Raw genomic sequence first — 14,931 nt, 5'->3', positions numbered from 1 at the left:
GATCAGCCCTGCCGATCCGCGCCTGCTGGCCGTGGCGGCGATCACCCTGGCCTACATGGCGATCGGCGCGGTCGACGACTGGCGCAGCCTCACCCGCCGCACCAACACCGGGCTCAAGCCCCGGGGGAAGCTGCTGCTCCAGGCGGGGGCGGCCGTGCTGTTCCTGCTCTGGACCTGGCAGGGCCAGTGGCTGGGTGGCCCTGAGCCGATCAGCGTGGCCCTGCCCCTGGGCTGGCTGTTGCCCCTGGGGCTGCTGATCTGGCCCCTGGGCCTGTTCGTGTTCCTGGCCGAGAGCAACGCCACGAACCTCACCGATGGCCTCGACGGCCTGGCGGCCGGCTGCGGTGCGGTGGTGTTCACCGGCCTGGGGCTGCAGCTGATGCTGCGCGGCCACGAGGGGGATCCAGCGCTGGCGGCCTTCTGCGTGGCCATGGCCGGCTGCTGGCTCGGCTTCCTCGCCCACAACCGCCACCCGGCCAGGCTGTTCATGGGCGACACCGGCTCCCTGGCCATGGGGGCGGCCCTCAGCGCCGTCGCCCTGCTCAGCAACAGTCTCTGGCCCCTGCTGCTGATGGGAGGGGTGTTTCTGGCGGAATCGCTCTCGGTGATCGCCCAGGTGTGGGTGTTCAAGGCCACCAAGGGTGCCGATGGCCAGGGTCGACGCCTGTTGCGCATGGCTCCCCTGCACCACCACTTCGAACTGGGCGGGCTGGGGGAAGAGCAGGTGGTGATCCGTTTCTGGGGCGCGAGCCTGCTACTGGTGGTCTTGGCCCTGGTGCTGCTGCCCTGACCCCGCTGAATGCCGCTGTTTCCCGGGCGTCCGTCGCATGGCCTATTTCATCTGGAACGAGAGTGGTCTCACGGCGGACTGCGCCAGCCTCGAAGCGATGGCCGCCCGCTTCGAAGAGGCCGCCCTGCTGATGCGACGCATGGCCCGCGAAGGCTTCTGCCTCCAGCTCGGGCCGGAAGGCCAGAGGATCACCCACAGCGATCCGGCCGTGTTTGAGGCCTATGGCTTTGTGAGCGAAGAGCCGGCGGTGCGCCAGCTTGCCCTCTGGAGCGGCGAGGAGGCCGCTGGCGACGACACCTGAGCCACAGCCATTCAGCGGCTGCGCAGGTAGCCCAGCACCCACACCACCACGAAGGCCAGGGAGGACAGGCCCAGATAGAGCAGGGCACCGTTCTGGAAGGTGGTGATGTCCCAGCCGAACACCAGTCCATCAGCCGTGTCGGCCGCCGTGCTGAATCCGATCAGGCTGCCCATGGCTCCCTGCCGCTGATGGTGCTCTCTCTAGCAGGGTGGGGGCGGCAGCCGGGTAAGGGAGGATCGGCACCAGCCCACACCGCAGGATCATGACCAGCTCTTTCCCCCGCACGGTGCTGCTGCTCGGCAGTGGTGAACTGGGCAAGGAGGTGGCGATCGCGGCCCAGCGCCTGGGCTGCCGCGTGGTGGCGGTGGACCGCTATCCCGGCGCCCCGGCGATGCAGGTGGCCGACCACGCCGAGGTGGTGGCGATGACAGACGCCGATGCCCTGCGCCGGGTGGTGCGCGCCCACCGGCCGGATCTGGTGATCCCGGAAATCGAGGCCCTGGCGGTGGACGCCCTGGCGGAGCTGGAGGCCGAGGGCATCACCGTGATTCCCACGGCCAGGGCCWCGRYYWYSACCATGAACCGCGACCGGATCCGCGATCTGGCCGCCACGCAGCTGGGGCTGCGCACGGCCCGCTTCGCCTACGCCGAGAGCGCCGAGGAGCTGGCCGCCGCCGCCGAGCCGCTCGGCTGGCCCGTGGTGGTGAAGCCGGTGATGAGCTCCTCCGGCAAGGGGCAGAGCGTGGTGCGAGAGCCAGAGCAGATCGCGGCGGCCTGGGACGCCGCCCAGGCCGGCGCACGCGGCACGGGCACCAGGGTGATCGTGGAGGAGTTTCTCCACTTCGAGCTGGAGATCACCCTGCTCACCGTGAAGCAGTGGCAGGGTCCCACCCTGTTCTGCCCTCCGATCGGTCACATCCAGGAACGGGGCGACTATCAGTGCAGCTGGCAGCCCGCGGCCATCGGCGCAGGCGCCCTGGCCCAGGCGACGGCCATGGCCCAGCGGGTCACCGACAACCTGGGGGGAGCCGGGCTGTTCGGGGTGGAGTTCTTTCTCTGCCGCCAGGCGGACGGGAACGGCACCGCACAGGTGGAGGTGGTGTTCTCCGAGCTGTCCCCCCGCCCCCACGACACCGGCCTGGTGACCCTGATCGGGCAGAACCTGAATGAATTCGAGCTGCACCTGCGGGCCGTGCTGGGGCTGCCGATCCCGGCGATCGAGAGCCTGGGGCCCGCGGCCAGCCGGGTGATCCTGGCAGATCGCGACCTGGAGGCCGTGGCTTACACCGGAGTGGCGCAAGCCCTGGTGGAGCCAGGCACCCAGGTGCTGCTGTTCGGCAAGCCCACGGCGCGTCCCCATCGCCGCATGGGGGTGGCCCTGGCCCGCGGCAGCAGTGTGGAGGCGGCCCGCCAAGGCGCGGACCGGGCCGCCAGCCAGGTGAACGTTGTGGCCGGCTGACCCTGGTGCAACGGGCTTGGGCCCCTTATGGTGCGCCCGACAGGAGCATCATGAGCCAGGCCCAACAGGTTCCCCCACACAGCGAAGCCAGGGAACCAGGCCGCCTCACGGTGCTTGGCCAGCGGAGCCGCGGCGTTGGGACGCCGAAGGAGGGCACTCCTGGCCGTCGCCGCAGGCTGCCGCTGATTCCCTTCAGCGTGGGCCTCGCCTGTGGTGTGGCGATGGCTGGACCTCTGCCAGGGCTGCTGAGCCAGGCCCTGGGCCCCTGGCTGAACGCTCCGAAGGAGCAGCTGGCCACGATCGTGAACCCGTTTGCCAATGGCAACCGCCAGGTGTTGGTGCTCGGCACCGACCGGGTGGCCGACAACACCGATGTGATGTTCATCCTGCAGGTGAAGGATGACAGCACCCAGCTGACCCAGGTGCCTCGCGACACCTTCGTGGAATCCGAGGACCTGGGGGTGATCAAGGCCAACGCCCTCTACGCCTTCGGTGGCATCGACACCACCAAGCGGGAGCTGGGGCGGCTGCTTGATCGCCCGGTGCAGCGCTACCTGCGGGTGAACCTGAGGGCCGTGGAACGCCTGGCCGAGGCGCTCGGTGGCATCGAGGTGGATGTGCCCAAGCGGATGTACTACATCGACAACGCCCAGGGCCTCTACATCGACCTCTATCCCGGACCCCAGCTGCTCAGGGGCGAGAGCCTGGAGGGCTTCCTGCGCTACCGGAACGATGAACTGGGCGACCTGGGCCGGATGCAGCGGCAGAAACTGGTGCTCTCCGAGGTGTTTCGCAAGCTGATTCAACCCAGTGGCTTTTCCCGGGTGCCGGAACTGGCGGAGATCGCCGGCGATGACATCCAGACCGACCTGTCGCTGATCGAGATGGGTCAGCTCGTGTCTGCCATGGCTGCCACCCCAAGCCTGACCTCAGCCCAGGTGCCGGGTCGCCTGTTCTGGCACAACGACCTGAGCTACTGGATGCCCGATAGCAATGTGAATTACCCGGCCCCGGTTGACAACTTGCCCAGCCACACCCTGGACGACTTCCCCAGCCACACCCTCTCAGAGCGCAGCAGCGCCAACGGGCAGGGCGCCTACGACAACCCTGCGTTTTAGGTTCCGCGGCCTGGGCCCAGCAGGCTCCCCTCAGGGGGTGGGGGTTGGCATCAGGATTAGCGGGATGTCGGTGTTGCCCCAGCCTCCAGGCCCCAGCAGGGGGGGCGCCTGGACCTCTGGCTTCGCCGCTGCACCGGCCGCAAAGGCAGCATCGCTCCAGGCCAGCACCAGGCCGCGCAGCGGACCACCGTTGCCGCCAGCCTCAGCCCGCAGGTTGAAGTGATCGCCGCCGTCGGCCGCCACGAGCTGATGGCCGAACCGCAGGACCGGGGGGACCAGATCCAGTGCTTCCGGATCCGGCGGCACCACCCAGTCACGGCTGCCGGTCACCACCAGGGCCCTGGCCTGCATCCCTGCCCCGGCGCCATAGTCGAAGAGCAGGCTGGCGGGGGCACTCACCGCCATCACCGCGATCACCCGCGGATCCGCGAGACTCGCCTGATCGGCGGAGCTGAGAAAGCTGCACTGCAGCACCCAGCTGATGTTGCGGTCCGGATCGCCGAGGTCGTCGCAGCGCTCCAGCAGCAACCTGGAACTGGGTTGCGTGCCGGCCAGCTGCAGGGCCGTGGTGGCCCCCCAGGAATGGCCCAGCACCACCACCCTGGAGGCTTCCATGCCATCGATCACCGCCGAGACATCCAGGGGCCGCAGCCGCAGCTCTTCGGGCCCTGGTGGGGGCGTCTGGCCCGAGAGCATCGCCTTCTGCTGAGTGGCGTCGCTGCCGGGGTGGTTCGGCAGGGCCACGCTGTAGCCATGGCTGGCGAGATGGAAGGCCCAGCCCTCGAAGGCCTCAGGACTGTCCCAGAGGCCATGGGAGATCACCACCACTCGGCCATTGGCCCCCGAGCTGGGCTCTACGAGCACCACCTCCAGCGGCGTGTCGCGGTGGGGTGCGGCCATGGTGCGCACACTGCGCCGCACCGGTCGGGATCCAGGGGCGCTGCGTGCCGGCGCCACGCTGGCCGGTGGAACGCTCTCCACCAGGGCCCGGGCCTGGCTCTGCTGCCGGGTCAGCCGCTGCAGACTGGCCACGGCGCCCGGGAGATCCACGGTGACCGACTCGCCGGGGATGGCCCGCAGCAGCGTGTAGAGGGTGATCTGGCCGTCGGTGCTGGCCCGGTTCAGCACCTCGGTGAGCTCCTCCCCGGAGGCGTCGAGCGGCAGTCCATCCACCTGGCCGAGGGCCGAGGCTGCCAGCAACACCTGCTGAAGCAGGGGCGATCCGGCGGCCTGGCTCACCACGTCGCGGGTCTGCACCGGCAACGGCGTGTCGAAGATGGCCCGCATCTGCCTGTCCACGGCCCCATTGGTGGCACGGTTCAGTTCAGCCAGGTCGCTGGTGCCGGCCCAGAAACGCTCTGGATTCTCGAATTCGCTGAGCCGCACGGTGAAACCGAAGTCGATCAAAGGCAGCTGCAGCACCACCTCGTCGATGGCCCTGGCGGGGGCTGCCCCGAGCAGCAGGGGGAGGGAGGCAAGGGCTGGCAGAAAACGGCGCAACATCGTGGGGTGGGGGGAGCCGTCAGATGATTCCTGAGGGTGGGCTGGATGGAGTCCTGATGCTGTTCAGGAGGCAGCATCCTCGCCGATCCTCTCCTGGGGAGCCGTTCCCGCAGCCCCTCAGCAGCAACCGAACAGGGTCGCTTCCACCTGCTGGAAACTCGCATAGGTGTCGTCGCGGCTGACGCCGCTGAGAGCGAGGGACACGGTCTCACGCAGGGGATGGCAGGTCACCGCGAGACTGATCGCCTGCTGGGCATGGTCCACGTGGTAGCTGGCACTGCAGCCATCGTCGGCGTAGAGGGTTTCCGGATCCCGGGTGAAGCCGAGCTCACGGGCCAGGCAGGCGATACCAGTGAGGGAGGCCACCAGATCGGCAGAGGAGCGTATCGCTGCGGTGTAGACCCAGGGGGCCGGTTGCAGCTCAGCCTGGGCATCGAGAATCAGGCTGTCGGCCAGTGATCTGACCAGAGCGCGCATGGCTGATCGACTCGACTTGTGATCCTCTCCAGCCTAGGGGAAACCACTACCCGTGGGGAAGGCGGCCTGACCCTGCCACAGATCTGGTGGTGGCAGCGGGGCTGACTGAGCGGGGGCTGGCTCAGGCAGCCCCGGCTCACGCCGCCCTGGCCTCGGCTGGATGCTGGGCCAGCACATGGCGCAGGTAGTGCCCCGTGTGACTGGTGGGGTGCTCCGCCACCTGCTCCGGGGTGCCGCACGCCACGATGGAGCCACCGCGGTCGCCGCCTTCTGGGCCGAGGTCGATCACCCAGTCGGCGCAGCGGATCACATCGAGGTTGTGCTCGATCACCAGGATCGAGTTGCCCTTGTCCACCAGCCGCTGCATCACCTCCATCAGCTTGTGCACGTCGTAGAAGCTGAGACCCGTGGTGGGCTCATCGATCAGATAGAGGGTCTTGCCGGTGGCCCGCCGCGAGAGCTCGGTGGCCAGCTTCACCCGCTGGGCCTCGCCCCCTGAAAGGGTCGGGGCCGGCTGCCCCAGCTTCACGTAGCCCAGGCCCACATCCACCAGGGTGCGCAGGCGATCGGCCGCCTGGGGGATGGCACTGAACACCTCGGCGGCCTGCTCCACCGTCATCTGCAGCACCTCGGCGATGGTGTGGCCCTTGTACGTCACCTGCAGGGTCTCGCGGTTGTAGCGGGCGCCCTTGCACACGTCGCACTGCACATAGACATCAGGCAGGAAGTTCATCTCGATCACGTTCACACCTTGGCCGCTGCAGGCCTCGCAGCGGCCACCCTTGACGTTGAAGCTGAACTGACCCACCTGATAGCCGCGGGCCTTGGCCTCCACGGTGGCGGCGAACACCTGGCGGATCGGATCGAAGGCGCCCGTGTACGTCGCCGGGTTGGAGCGGGGCGTGCGGCCGATCGGGCTCTGGTCGATCACGATCACCTTGTCGATCGCCTTGATGCCCCGCAACTCGGCCAGGCCGGCGGGGAACGGCACCTTGAGGCCGAGCTTGTGCTCCAGGGCGGGGTGCAGCAGCTCGTTCACCAGGGTGCTCTTGCCGCTGCCACTCACGCCGGTGACGCACACCAGCCGGCCCAGGGGCACATCCACGGAAAAACCATCGAGGTTGTTGCGCTCGCAGCCCACCAGAGCGATGCGGCGGGAGCCCCCCTGGCGGCGCTCGGCAGGTGTGGGAATCGCGCGGCGCCCACTGAGGTAGGCCCCGGTGAGGGAATCGGGGGCCTCCAGCAGGTCCTGGAGCTGGCCTTCCGCCACGATCCTGCCGCCGTGGACACCGGCGCCGGGGCCGATGTCCACGAGGTGGTCAGCGGCACGGATCGTGTCCTCGTCGTGCTCCACCACGATCAGGGTGTTGCCGAGGTCGCGCAGCTTCAGCAGGGTGGCCAGCAGGCGGTCGTTGTCCCGTTGGTGCAGGCCGATGCTGGGCTCATCCAGCACATAGAGCACCCCGGTGAGACCGGCACCGATCTGGGTGGCCAGACGGATCCGCTGGGCCTCGCCCCCGGAGAGGGTCATGGCCGGGCGATCGAGGCTGAGGTAGTCGAGCCCCACATCGAGCAGGAACTTCAGCCGCATGCGGATCTCCCGCAGCACCAGATCGCCGATCTGGATCTGCCGCGGACTGAGCAGCGGCTCCGCCCCCTCGCTCTCACCAACGCCCATCAGCTGCTCGATGCGGCGCAGGCTCTCCCCCACGCTGCTGCTGGTGAGCTCATGGATCCGGAACGGCCCCACCCTCACCGCCAGGGCCTCGGGCTTCAGGCGCAGACCATGGCAACTGGCGCAGGGCACCAGTTCCAGGAATTTCTCCAGCTTCTGGCGCACCGCCTCACCGCTGGCGTCACGCAGCTGGCGCTCCAGGATCGGCAGGATCCCCTCGAACGGCCGCTCATAGGCCTGGGCCTTGCGGTAGCGGCTGTCCGCCTGGATGGCAATCGGCTCCTTTGAGCCGTGCAGCAGCACCGTCTGCTGCTCCTCGCTGAGCTGGTTCCAGGGGGTCTTGATCTCGAAGCCGAAGGCCTCCCCCACGGAGTAGAGCAGGGAGAAGTAATAGGCGTTGTCCTTCTCGGCCCAGGGGGCCACGGCGGCATACACCGGCAGGGAGGGATCGGGAATCACCCGCTGGGCCGTGAACGTGCGCAGATGGCCGMTGCCGTGGCAGTCGGGGCAGGCGCCATAGGGGCTGTTGAAGGAGAACAGCCGCGGTGAGAGCTCCTCAATCACGGCGCCGTGCACCGGGCAGGCGAAGTTCTCCGAGTAGAGCCGTTCCCTCTCCACCCCATCCGGCAGCTCCTCCCCGGTCTTGGGCACCACCTCCACCAGGGCCAGACCATCGCCGCGCTTGAGGGCCGTGCGCAGGGAGTCGTTGAGCCGCTCCTCGATGCCCTCGCGGGCCACCAGGCGATCCACCACCACCTCGATGTGATGGGCGTGGTTCTTGTCGAGCTCGATGTTGTCGGCCAGCTCGCGCACTTCGCCGTTGATGCGCACCCGGGCAAAGCCCTCGGCCACCAGACCGCCCAGCAACTTCACGTGGGTGCCCTTCTTGCCCCGCACCACCGGCGCCAGCAGCTGGTAGCGGGTGCCTTCAGGCAGGGCCAGGATCTGGTCCACCATCTCGTCGATCGACTGAGGCCGGATCGAGCGGTCGCACTCCGGGCAGTGGGGTTCGCCGGCGCGGCCGTAGAGCAGACGCAGGTAGTCCTGGATCTCGGTGACCGTGCCCACCGTGGAGCGGGGGTTGTGGCTGGTGGATTTCTGGTCGATCGAGATCGCCGGTGACAGGCCCTCGATGGCATCCACATCGGGCTTGTCCACCTGGCCCAGGAACTGGCGTGCATAGGCGGAGAGGCTCTCCACGTAGCGGCGCTGGCCCTCGGCGAAGATCGTGTCGAAGGCCAGGGAGCTCTTGCCGCTGCCGCTCACGCCGGTGAACACCACCAGGCGGTTGCGCGGGATGGTGAGATCGACGTTGCGGAGGTTGTGCTGGCGGGCGCCCCGCACCCGGATCACATCCTCCAGAGTGCCGCCGCCCTGAAGCGCCTGGAGTGCGGCCTTCTCGTTCAGCTTGGTGGCCGTAGCGGCACTCTTGGCACGGGGCATGCGGCAGCCTGGAGAACGTCGGATTCTAGAAGCGACGCCCTCGCCGCAACGCCGGCGGCCTCAGCGGTCAGCCACCGCTTCGTAGCCCCGGGGCAGCATGTTCCAGTCGGGGCTGTAGACGTGCAGGCGCCGGGTCGGCTGGCCCTGATGCTCGAACAGCAGCTCGGCGTGGGCCCAGGCCATGGCACTGCCGGCCAGGTTGCGCACCTGGAAGCCCTGCTGTTGCAGCTGCTGGCCGTACAGACCACTGCGCAGCCCGATCGTGCAATAGGGCACCACCAGGCTGGAGCGGTGGCGCTGGGGGTTGGCCTCGAACTCCTCCTGGCTGATGGCGCCGGGCAGGGTGGACACCTTGCGCTCCCTCGGTTCGCGTACATCCACCAGCACCAGGGGGCGTCCTGCAGCGCGCCACTCCTGCACCTGGGCGGGGGTGATGTCAGGCACGCCGGCAAACTGCATCAGGCGCAGGCTCTGGTAGCGACCCTCAAGGCTGAGGGCCTGGCGGGCATCGTGGCCGCAGCCGGCCAGCACCAGCACGCTCAACGCCGCCAGGGCCGGGGCCAGCAGGTCGAGGCGTGCCATGGGGGAGCTCCGGTTCAGGTGGCGGCCACGACGGGACTGCGCTGCATCACCTCCGCCACCAGCTCCTCGCTGCGCTGCCACAGCCGCTGCCGCTGGCTGGCGTCGAGGGCGGCCGGGGCCACCCGAACCGCCGTGGGCCAGCCCCGCATGCCGCCCCACTGGTCGGGGCCGTAGTGGCCGCCAGGGCTGGCGTCGGCCGCGGTGGCGGCGTAGAGCTGGGGGAGGGCGCCCATGGCCGCACTCTGGAACAGGGGGCCCATCAGCCGGTAGGCCAGCGGCTCGATCAGCGAGCCACTGGCCGCCACCGAGGCAGGCTGCAGATTGGTGCGGGCCACGCCGGGGTGGGCCGCCAGGGAGATCACCTCCGAGCCCTCCGCCTCAAGCCGCTGCTGCAGTTCGAGGGCAAACATCACGTTGGCGAGCTTGCTCTGGCCGTAGGCCTGCCAGCGGTCGTAGTGCTGCTCGCCCTGCAGGTCGTCGAAGGCGATGCGACCGAAGTACTGGGCACCGGAGGTGACCGTGACCACCCGGGCATCCCGCTGGGCCCGCATCAGCGGCAGCAGCCTCTGGGTGAGGGCGAAGTGGCCGAGGTGATTGGTGCCGAAGTGGAGCTCGAAGCCATCGTGGCTGAGGCTGCGGGGCAGGCCCATCACGCCAGCGTTGTTGATCAGCAGATCCAGGCGGCCGTAGCGCTCGCCCAGCTGCTCAGCCGCCGCGGCCACGGCGTGCAGATCGGCAAGGTCAAGGCAGAGCACGTCCACGGCCCCGCCCTCGGCCACCGCGGGCAGCAACTCCTGCCGGGCGCGCTCGGCCCGGGCACTGGAACGGCAACCGAGCACCACCAGAGCCCCCCGGGCCAGCAGGGCCCGGGCCGTCTCCAGGCCCAGGCCACTGCTGGCACCCGTCACCAGGGCAACGCGACCCGACTGGTCCGGGATGTCAGTGGCGGTCCAGGGCATGGGGGCCGGCGGGCAAAGCACAAATGTAAAGAATTTCCAGAGGCGGGCGSCGACYCGGGSCCTCAGCCTTCGCTGCCGCGCTGCGCGGCACTGCCTTGCTGCAGCAGGCTCGCCGCGTAACTGCGGGCCTCACCGCCCTCCCCGCCGGCCAGTTCCGCCAGTTCCGCCTGGCGGGCCTGAGTGTCCCGCAGGGGGGACACCCGGGTGTGGGTCATGCCGGCCACCACCTCCTTGGACACCTGGAAGTGGTGGTCTGCAGCCGCTGCGACCAGGGGTTGGTGGGTGACGCAGAACACCTGCCGCTGGCGGGCCAGGCGCCGCAGCAGGGAGGCCATGGCACCGCTGACCCGGCCGCTGACGCCGCTGTCGATCTCATCGAACAGCAGGGTGACGTGGGCATCGGCCGCCGCCAGGCAGGTTTTGAGCGCCAGCAGAAAACGACTCATCTCCCCCCCGGAGGCCACCTCCGCCAGGGGTGCCAGAGGCTGGCCCGGGTTGGCAGAGAACAGAAACTGCACGCGGTCGGCACCGGCCTCACCGGGTTCGGCGGCCTCAATCGCCGCGCTGAAGCGCACGTTGGCCAGCCCCATCGGCCGCAGGGCCTCGAGCATCTCGCCATCGAGGCTGGCCGCAGCCCGGCGCCGTTCCTCGCTCAGCACCCGGTGGGCGGCATCGCGGCAGCGGCGCGCCTCCAGCTCCCGGGCCTCCAACGCCTCCAGGGAGCTGCCCCGGCCCGAGGGGGAGAGCAGTTCGCCCAGGCGATCGCGCAGGGCGATCAATCCCTCCAAATCCTGCCCATGGCGGCGTTCGAGACTCTTGAGCGCGTGGATGCGGCTCTGGAGGGTGGCCAGGCTGGCCGGATCACTCTCCAGCAAACCGCCATAGCGATCGAGGTCACGCACCAGCTCCTGGGTGAGCAGCAGCAGCTCCGCCGCCCGGCCGCGCAGCTCGGCGAGAGAGCCATCGCACTGCTCCATCGCCTGCCACTCCGGCTCACAGGCCGCCAGGTGATCCAGCACGGAGGGGGCGCCCTCAGCGCCCTCGAGCAGCCGGCCCAGCAGGGTCATCACGCCCTCCTGCAGCCGCACCCCATGGGCCAGTCGGTCCTGTTCCCTCTCGAGGCTCTGGCGCTCGGTTGGATCCTCGAGGCCAGCCGCCTCCAGCTCGGCCAGGCACGCCTGCTGGCCCGCTCGCTGTTGCTGCTGCTGCTCGGCGGCCTGCCGCGCCTGCTCCAGGGCCGCGAGGGCCTGCTTCCAGTCACGCCAGGCCGTGGCTGCGGCCGCCAGGGTCTGCTGCAGGCTCCGGCCGCCGAAACGGTCGAGCCAGCGCCGTTGCTGACCAGGACGGGCCAGCTGCTGGGTCTGGCCCTGCACGGTGAGGTCGAGCAGCAGGGGGCGCAGCTCCTGCAACTGGGAGCGGTTGATGGCCACACCGTTGAGCCGGTGGCGGCTGCTGAGCCTCCCCTCGCTCCAGCGCCACTCTCTGGCCAGCACGATCTCGTCCTCGTCGGCCTCCTCCAGCTCCTGGGCCGCCAGCCAGAGCTCGAGGGGAGGGGAGAGTGAAAAGCAGGCCTCGATGCGGGCCCGGGTCGAGCCGGAGCGCAGCAGCCGCGTGGCCGAGCCGCCAGGGGAACCCCCCAGCAGGGCATCGAGGGCATCGAGCAGAATCGACTTGCCGGCACCGGTTTCACCGGTGAGCACGGTGAGGCCGGAGCTGAAGCCAAGCTCGAGCTGCTCAATCAGGGCGATGTTCTCCAGGCGCAGGGCCGTGAGCACGCAGCCTCCGTGGATGGCACCGAAGAGCCGGCACCCAGTGAAGGCCTCGACCGTAGCGGCTGGTTCAGTGCTTTAGAAGGGGGACAGAATTCGCGGCAGTCGGCGGCCATGGTGAGCAGTCGCCCGGACACGGTGCAAGGGCCTACCGAGCCGGTGAGCGTGCGGCCGGATCCACCGGGCCCTGCCCCGGAGGTCAGCCCTGCCCCCACCGCCATCGAACAGGCGGCAGCGGCCATGCGCCAGGCGGTGCAGGCCGACCCGGAACCGGGCCCGGAGGGGCTGGCGGCATCCACGGGCGAGCTCAGCGATTTCATCGAGGCCGCCGGGCTCCTCACCTACGACCCGGCCACGATCAGCCGCATCTACGCCGGCCATCCCCAGCGGCTGATCCGGCGCCTGCTGCAGACGCTTGTGCCCATCGGCCTGTTTCTGGCCGGGGTGGGGATCGACTGGCTGCTGGGACGGCTGAGGAATCTTGAGGTGGCCCGCTCCCGAGCCAGTGAAGCCGCCGACCTGATCGCCTCCCTGGGGCCAGCCTTCATCAAGGCCGGCCAGGCCCTCTCCACCCGGCCCGACATCGTGCCGCCGCTGTTGCTCGAGGAGCTGGCCCAGCTCCAGGATCAGCTGCCCGGCTTTGACTCGGCCCTGGCCATGGCCTGCATCGAGGACGACCTCCGCGCTCCTGTGCACACCATCTACGCCCAGCTGGAACGGGAGCCGATCTCGGCGGCGTCCCTGGGCCAGGTGCACCGCGGCACCCTGCACAGCGGTGAGCGCGTGGCCGTGAAAGTGCAGCGTCCTGGACTGCGGGAGCAAATCACGCTCGATCTCTACATCGTGCGCAATATTGCCGCCTGGATCAACCGCAATGTGGGTCTGATCCGCAGCGATCTGGTGGCCTTGATCGACGAGCTCGGGCAGCGGGTGTTCGAGGAAATGGATTACTGCAATGAAGCCAGCAATGCCGAGCGCTTCGCCAAGCTCCATCGTCACAATCCGCGTATCGCAGTACCCCGCATCTACCACCAGGCCACCAGCCGCAGGGTGCTCACGATGGAGTGGATCGACGGCGTGAAGCTCACCAACCTGGAGGCGGTGCGCAGCATCGGCATGGACCCCGATGACATGGTTGAGGTGGGTGTGAACTGCAGCTTGCAGCAGTTGCTGGAGCATGGTTTCTTCCACGCTGATCCCCATCCCGGCAACCTGTTGGCCCTGGCGGACGGGCGCCTCGCCTACCTGGATTTCGGCATGATGAGTTCGGTGAGTCGGGAAGCTCGAACCGGCCTGATTCAGGCCGTGGTGCATCTTGTGAATCGAAACTTCGGCAAGCTCTCCCAGGATTTTGTCAGCCTTGGTTTTCTGGCTGAGGATGTCAATCTCGAGCCTATTGTGCCCGCCTTTGAGGGCGTGTTCGGCCAGGCGATTGAGATGGGAGTCAGCCGTATGGATTTCAAGGCTGTCACCGACGATCTCTCCGGTGTGATGTACAAGTTCCCGTTTCGGGTTCCTCCCTACTACGCCCTGATCATCCGCTCGCTGGTGACCCTTGAAGGCATCGCTCTGAGCGTGGATTCCGACTTCAAAATTCTCGGTGCCGCCTACCCCTACTTCGCCCGGCGGCTGATGGAGGATCCCGATCCCCAGCTGCGCAGCAGCCTCAAGGAGATGCTCTTCGATGGTGACATCTTCCGCTGGCAACGGCTCGACAATCTCATCGCCAGCGCCTCGCGGGGAGCCAGCCTCGATCTCGACGGCCTGATCGATCAGGTGCTCGACTTTCTGTTCTCACCCCATGGCGGCCTGCTGCGCCAGCAACTGGTGGATGCCGTCGTGCAGCGCATCGATGGCCTGGCCTGGCAGGCCACCCTGCGGCTGGGCCAGCGGCTGCCCCCCCGGTTTCAACCGCCCGGGGTGCGAGAGCGGCTCAGCCCCACGGCGGAGGAACCCCTGCTCGACCTTGAGCCGGTGCGTCAGTTGGCGGCGATCCTGCAATCCGTTCCCGGCTTCGAACCCCAGCTGCTGCTGAAGCGCCTGCCCAGAGTGCTGGGCGAGCCTGAGCTGCGGCGCATGGGCCTGGATGTGGCCCGAGGGCTGGCGGAGCGGGGCGTGGTGAGGCTGGTGCGCGACGTGATGGTGCCTCCCGGCCTGCCAGGCCGCACCAGGCCCCAGGCCGCTCCGCTGAAAATGGCCTGAGCTGACCGCAGTTGCCCTGACTCCTACGCTGGGGCCATGCCATCAAGAGCACTTCGCCAAAGGCTTCTGGGTGCCCTGCTGGGCCTGGGCCTGAGCCTGTCGTCCCCAGCCCTGCTGGCGGCTGAGAACATCGTCTTTGTGAGCGGCGCCTTCCGACGCTCCCTGCCGGTGGCTGATCTGCAGCACCTGGCCAGCACCGGAGAGGCCAGAGGCCTGCTCGCCGACGTGCTGCGCTTCAGCAACCAGAACCCCGAACAGGTCGCGACCCTGCTGAACCAGTCGCTGCCGCTGCCGATCACCCTGGTGAGCCGGCTGCTCAACACCCGCATCGGCGAGGCCCTGCTGGAGCGCCTGGCCCAGGTGGTGTTTCCGCTGCGCGCCGCCAACCAGGGGATTCCCGCCCTGCGCTCCGCCCTGATCCTGGGGTTGGCCAATGGTGATGGCTCCATCTCCGCCATCTCCTTCCTGGAGGCCTATCCCACCCAGGAGCTGCAGGTGAACATTCCTGCCCTGCTGGCCGTGATGGAGAAGGCCAGCTCGATCACCGAGCTGGTGCGCTTCTTCTCCGAATCCCCCCTGGACGGCCTGCGCAACAACGCCCCTGCAGCGGAAGGCAGCGCTCCGGCACCCACATCTGAGCCGTAGATTCAGCC

The 14,931-nt window shown here is 68.8% G+C and carries 13 protein-coding genes; 6 read left to right on the top strand and 7 right to left on the bottom strand.

Annotation, left to right across the window (positions count from 1 at the left end; all coding sequences use genetic code 11):
• Window positions 1–790: phospho-N-acetylmuramoyl-pentapeptide-transferase (gene mraY, locus IQ216_RS04760; protein WP_193814552.1), on the top strand; the 790-nt coding region annotated here is incomplete at its 5' end.
• A gap of 37 nt (window positions 791–827) precedes the next feature.
• Window positions 828–1,091 carry a hypothetical protein gene (locus IQ216_RS04755; RefSeq protein WP_193814551.1) on the top strand — a complete coding sequence of 88 codons (264 nt, stop codon included), beginning with the start codon at window positions 828–830 and terminating at the stop codon, window positions 1,089–1,091.
• An 11-nt stretch (window positions 1,092–1,102) separates the two neighbouring features.
• Here IQ216_RS04755 and IQ216_RS04750 read toward each other — a convergent pair whose 3' ends face one another.
• Window positions 1,103–1,264 carry a cytochrome B6 gene (locus IQ216_RS04750; protein WP_186697835.1) on the bottom strand — a complete coding sequence of 54 codons (162 nt, stop codon included), beginning with the start codon at window positions 1,262–1,264 and terminating at the stop codon, window positions 1,103–1,105.
• Window positions 1,265–1,353: 89 nt separating this feature from the next.
• On the opposite strand from IQ216_RS04750, the gene purT reads away from it, so the two are divergent.
• Together purT and IQ216_RS04740 are read left to right on the top strand one after the other, a co-directional pair.
• Complete coding sequence (purT, locus tag IQ216_RS04745) at window positions 1,354–2,550, top strand: formate-dependent phosphoribosylglycinamide formyltransferase (protein WP_193814550.1); 1,197 nt, start codon at window positions 1,354–1,356, stop codon at window positions 2,548–2,550.
• 50 nt (window positions 2,551–2,600) lie between these two features.
• Window positions 2,601–3,668: an LCP family protein gene (locus tag IQ216_RS04740; protein ID WP_193814549.1), complete on the top strand. Its 1,068-nt coding sequence runs from the start codon at window positions 2,601–2,603 to the stop codon at window positions 3,666–3,668.
• Between the two features lie 30 nt (window positions 3,669–3,698).
• Here the strand turns inward: IQ216_RS04740 and IQ216_RS04735 are convergent, their stop codons facing one another.
• The 6 genes from IQ216_RS04735 to recN all read right to left on the bottom strand — a co-directional run bounded on the left by IQ216_RS04735 (window position 3,699) and on the right by recN (window position 12,082).
• On the bottom strand, window positions 3,699–5,171 hold the full coding sequence (locus tag IQ216_RS04735) for an alpha/beta fold hydrolase (protein ID WP_193814548.1): 1,473 nt from the start codon (window positions 5,169–5,171) through the stop codon (window positions 3,699–3,701).
• A gap of 117 nt (window positions 5,172–5,288) precedes the next feature.
• Window positions 5,289–5,648: a hypothetical protein gene (locus tag IQ216_RS04730; protein WP_186697843.1), complete on the bottom strand. Its 360-nt coding sequence runs from the start codon at window positions 5,646–5,648 to the stop codon at window positions 5,289–5,291.
• Window positions 5,649–5,784: 136 nt separating this feature from the next.
• Entirely contained in the window at window positions 5,785–8,766 is a 2,982-nt protein-coding gene (gene uvrA / locus IQ216_RS04725; protein ID WP_228007143.1) for an excinuclease ABC subunit UvrA, read from the bottom strand.
• 60 nt (window positions 8,767–8,826) lie between these two features.
• Window positions 8,827–9,348 (bottom strand): rhodanese-like domain-containing protein, encoded by a 522-nt coding sequence (locus tag IQ216_RS04720; protein WP_193814547.1) that lies wholly within the window; start codon window positions 9,346–9,348, stop codon window positions 8,827–8,829.
• A gap of 14 nt (window positions 9,349–9,362) precedes the next feature.
• The gene (locus IQ216_RS04715) at window positions 9,363–10,307 is read right to left on the bottom strand and encodes an oxidoreductase (RefSeq protein WP_193814546.1); all 945 of its coding nucleotides are present in this window, start codon (window positions 10,305–10,307) and stop codon (window positions 9,363–9,365) included.
• 62 nt (window positions 10,308–10,369) lie between these two features.
• Entirely contained in the window at window positions 10,370–12,082 is a 1,713-nt protein-coding gene (gene recN / locus IQ216_RS04710) for a DNA repair protein RecN (protein WP_193814545.1), read from the bottom strand.
• Between the two features lie 234 nt (window positions 12,083–12,316).
• Between recN and IQ216_RS04705 the strand changes: the two genes are divergently transcribed.
• Both IQ216_RS04705 and IQ216_RS04700 read left to right on the top strand, forming a co-directional pair.
• The gene (locus tag IQ216_RS04705; RefSeq protein WP_193814553.1) at window positions 12,317–14,278 is read left to right on the top strand and encodes an AarF/ABC1/UbiB kinase family protein; all 1,962 of its coding nucleotides are present in this window, start codon (window positions 12,317–12,319) and stop codon (window positions 14,276–14,278) included.
• A 36-nt stretch (window positions 14,279–14,314) separates the two neighbouring features.
• Window positions 14,315–14,923 carry an alpha/beta hydrolase gene (locus IQ216_RS04700; protein ID WP_186697850.1) on the top strand — a complete coding sequence of 203 codons (609 nt, stop codon included), beginning with the start codon at window positions 14,315–14,317 and terminating at the stop codon, window positions 14,921–14,923.
• Window positions 14,924–14,931: the final 8 nt, after the last annotated feature.

It is taken from the genome of Cyanobium sp. LEGE 06143 (genome assembly GCF_015207535.1).
GTDB lineage: Bacteria > Cyanobacteriota > Cyanobacteriia > PCC-6307 > Cyanobiaceae > NIES-981.
The sequence above is the reverse complement of the archived record's forward strand: the minus strand, read 5'-3'. Positions and strand labels throughout refer to the sequence as shown.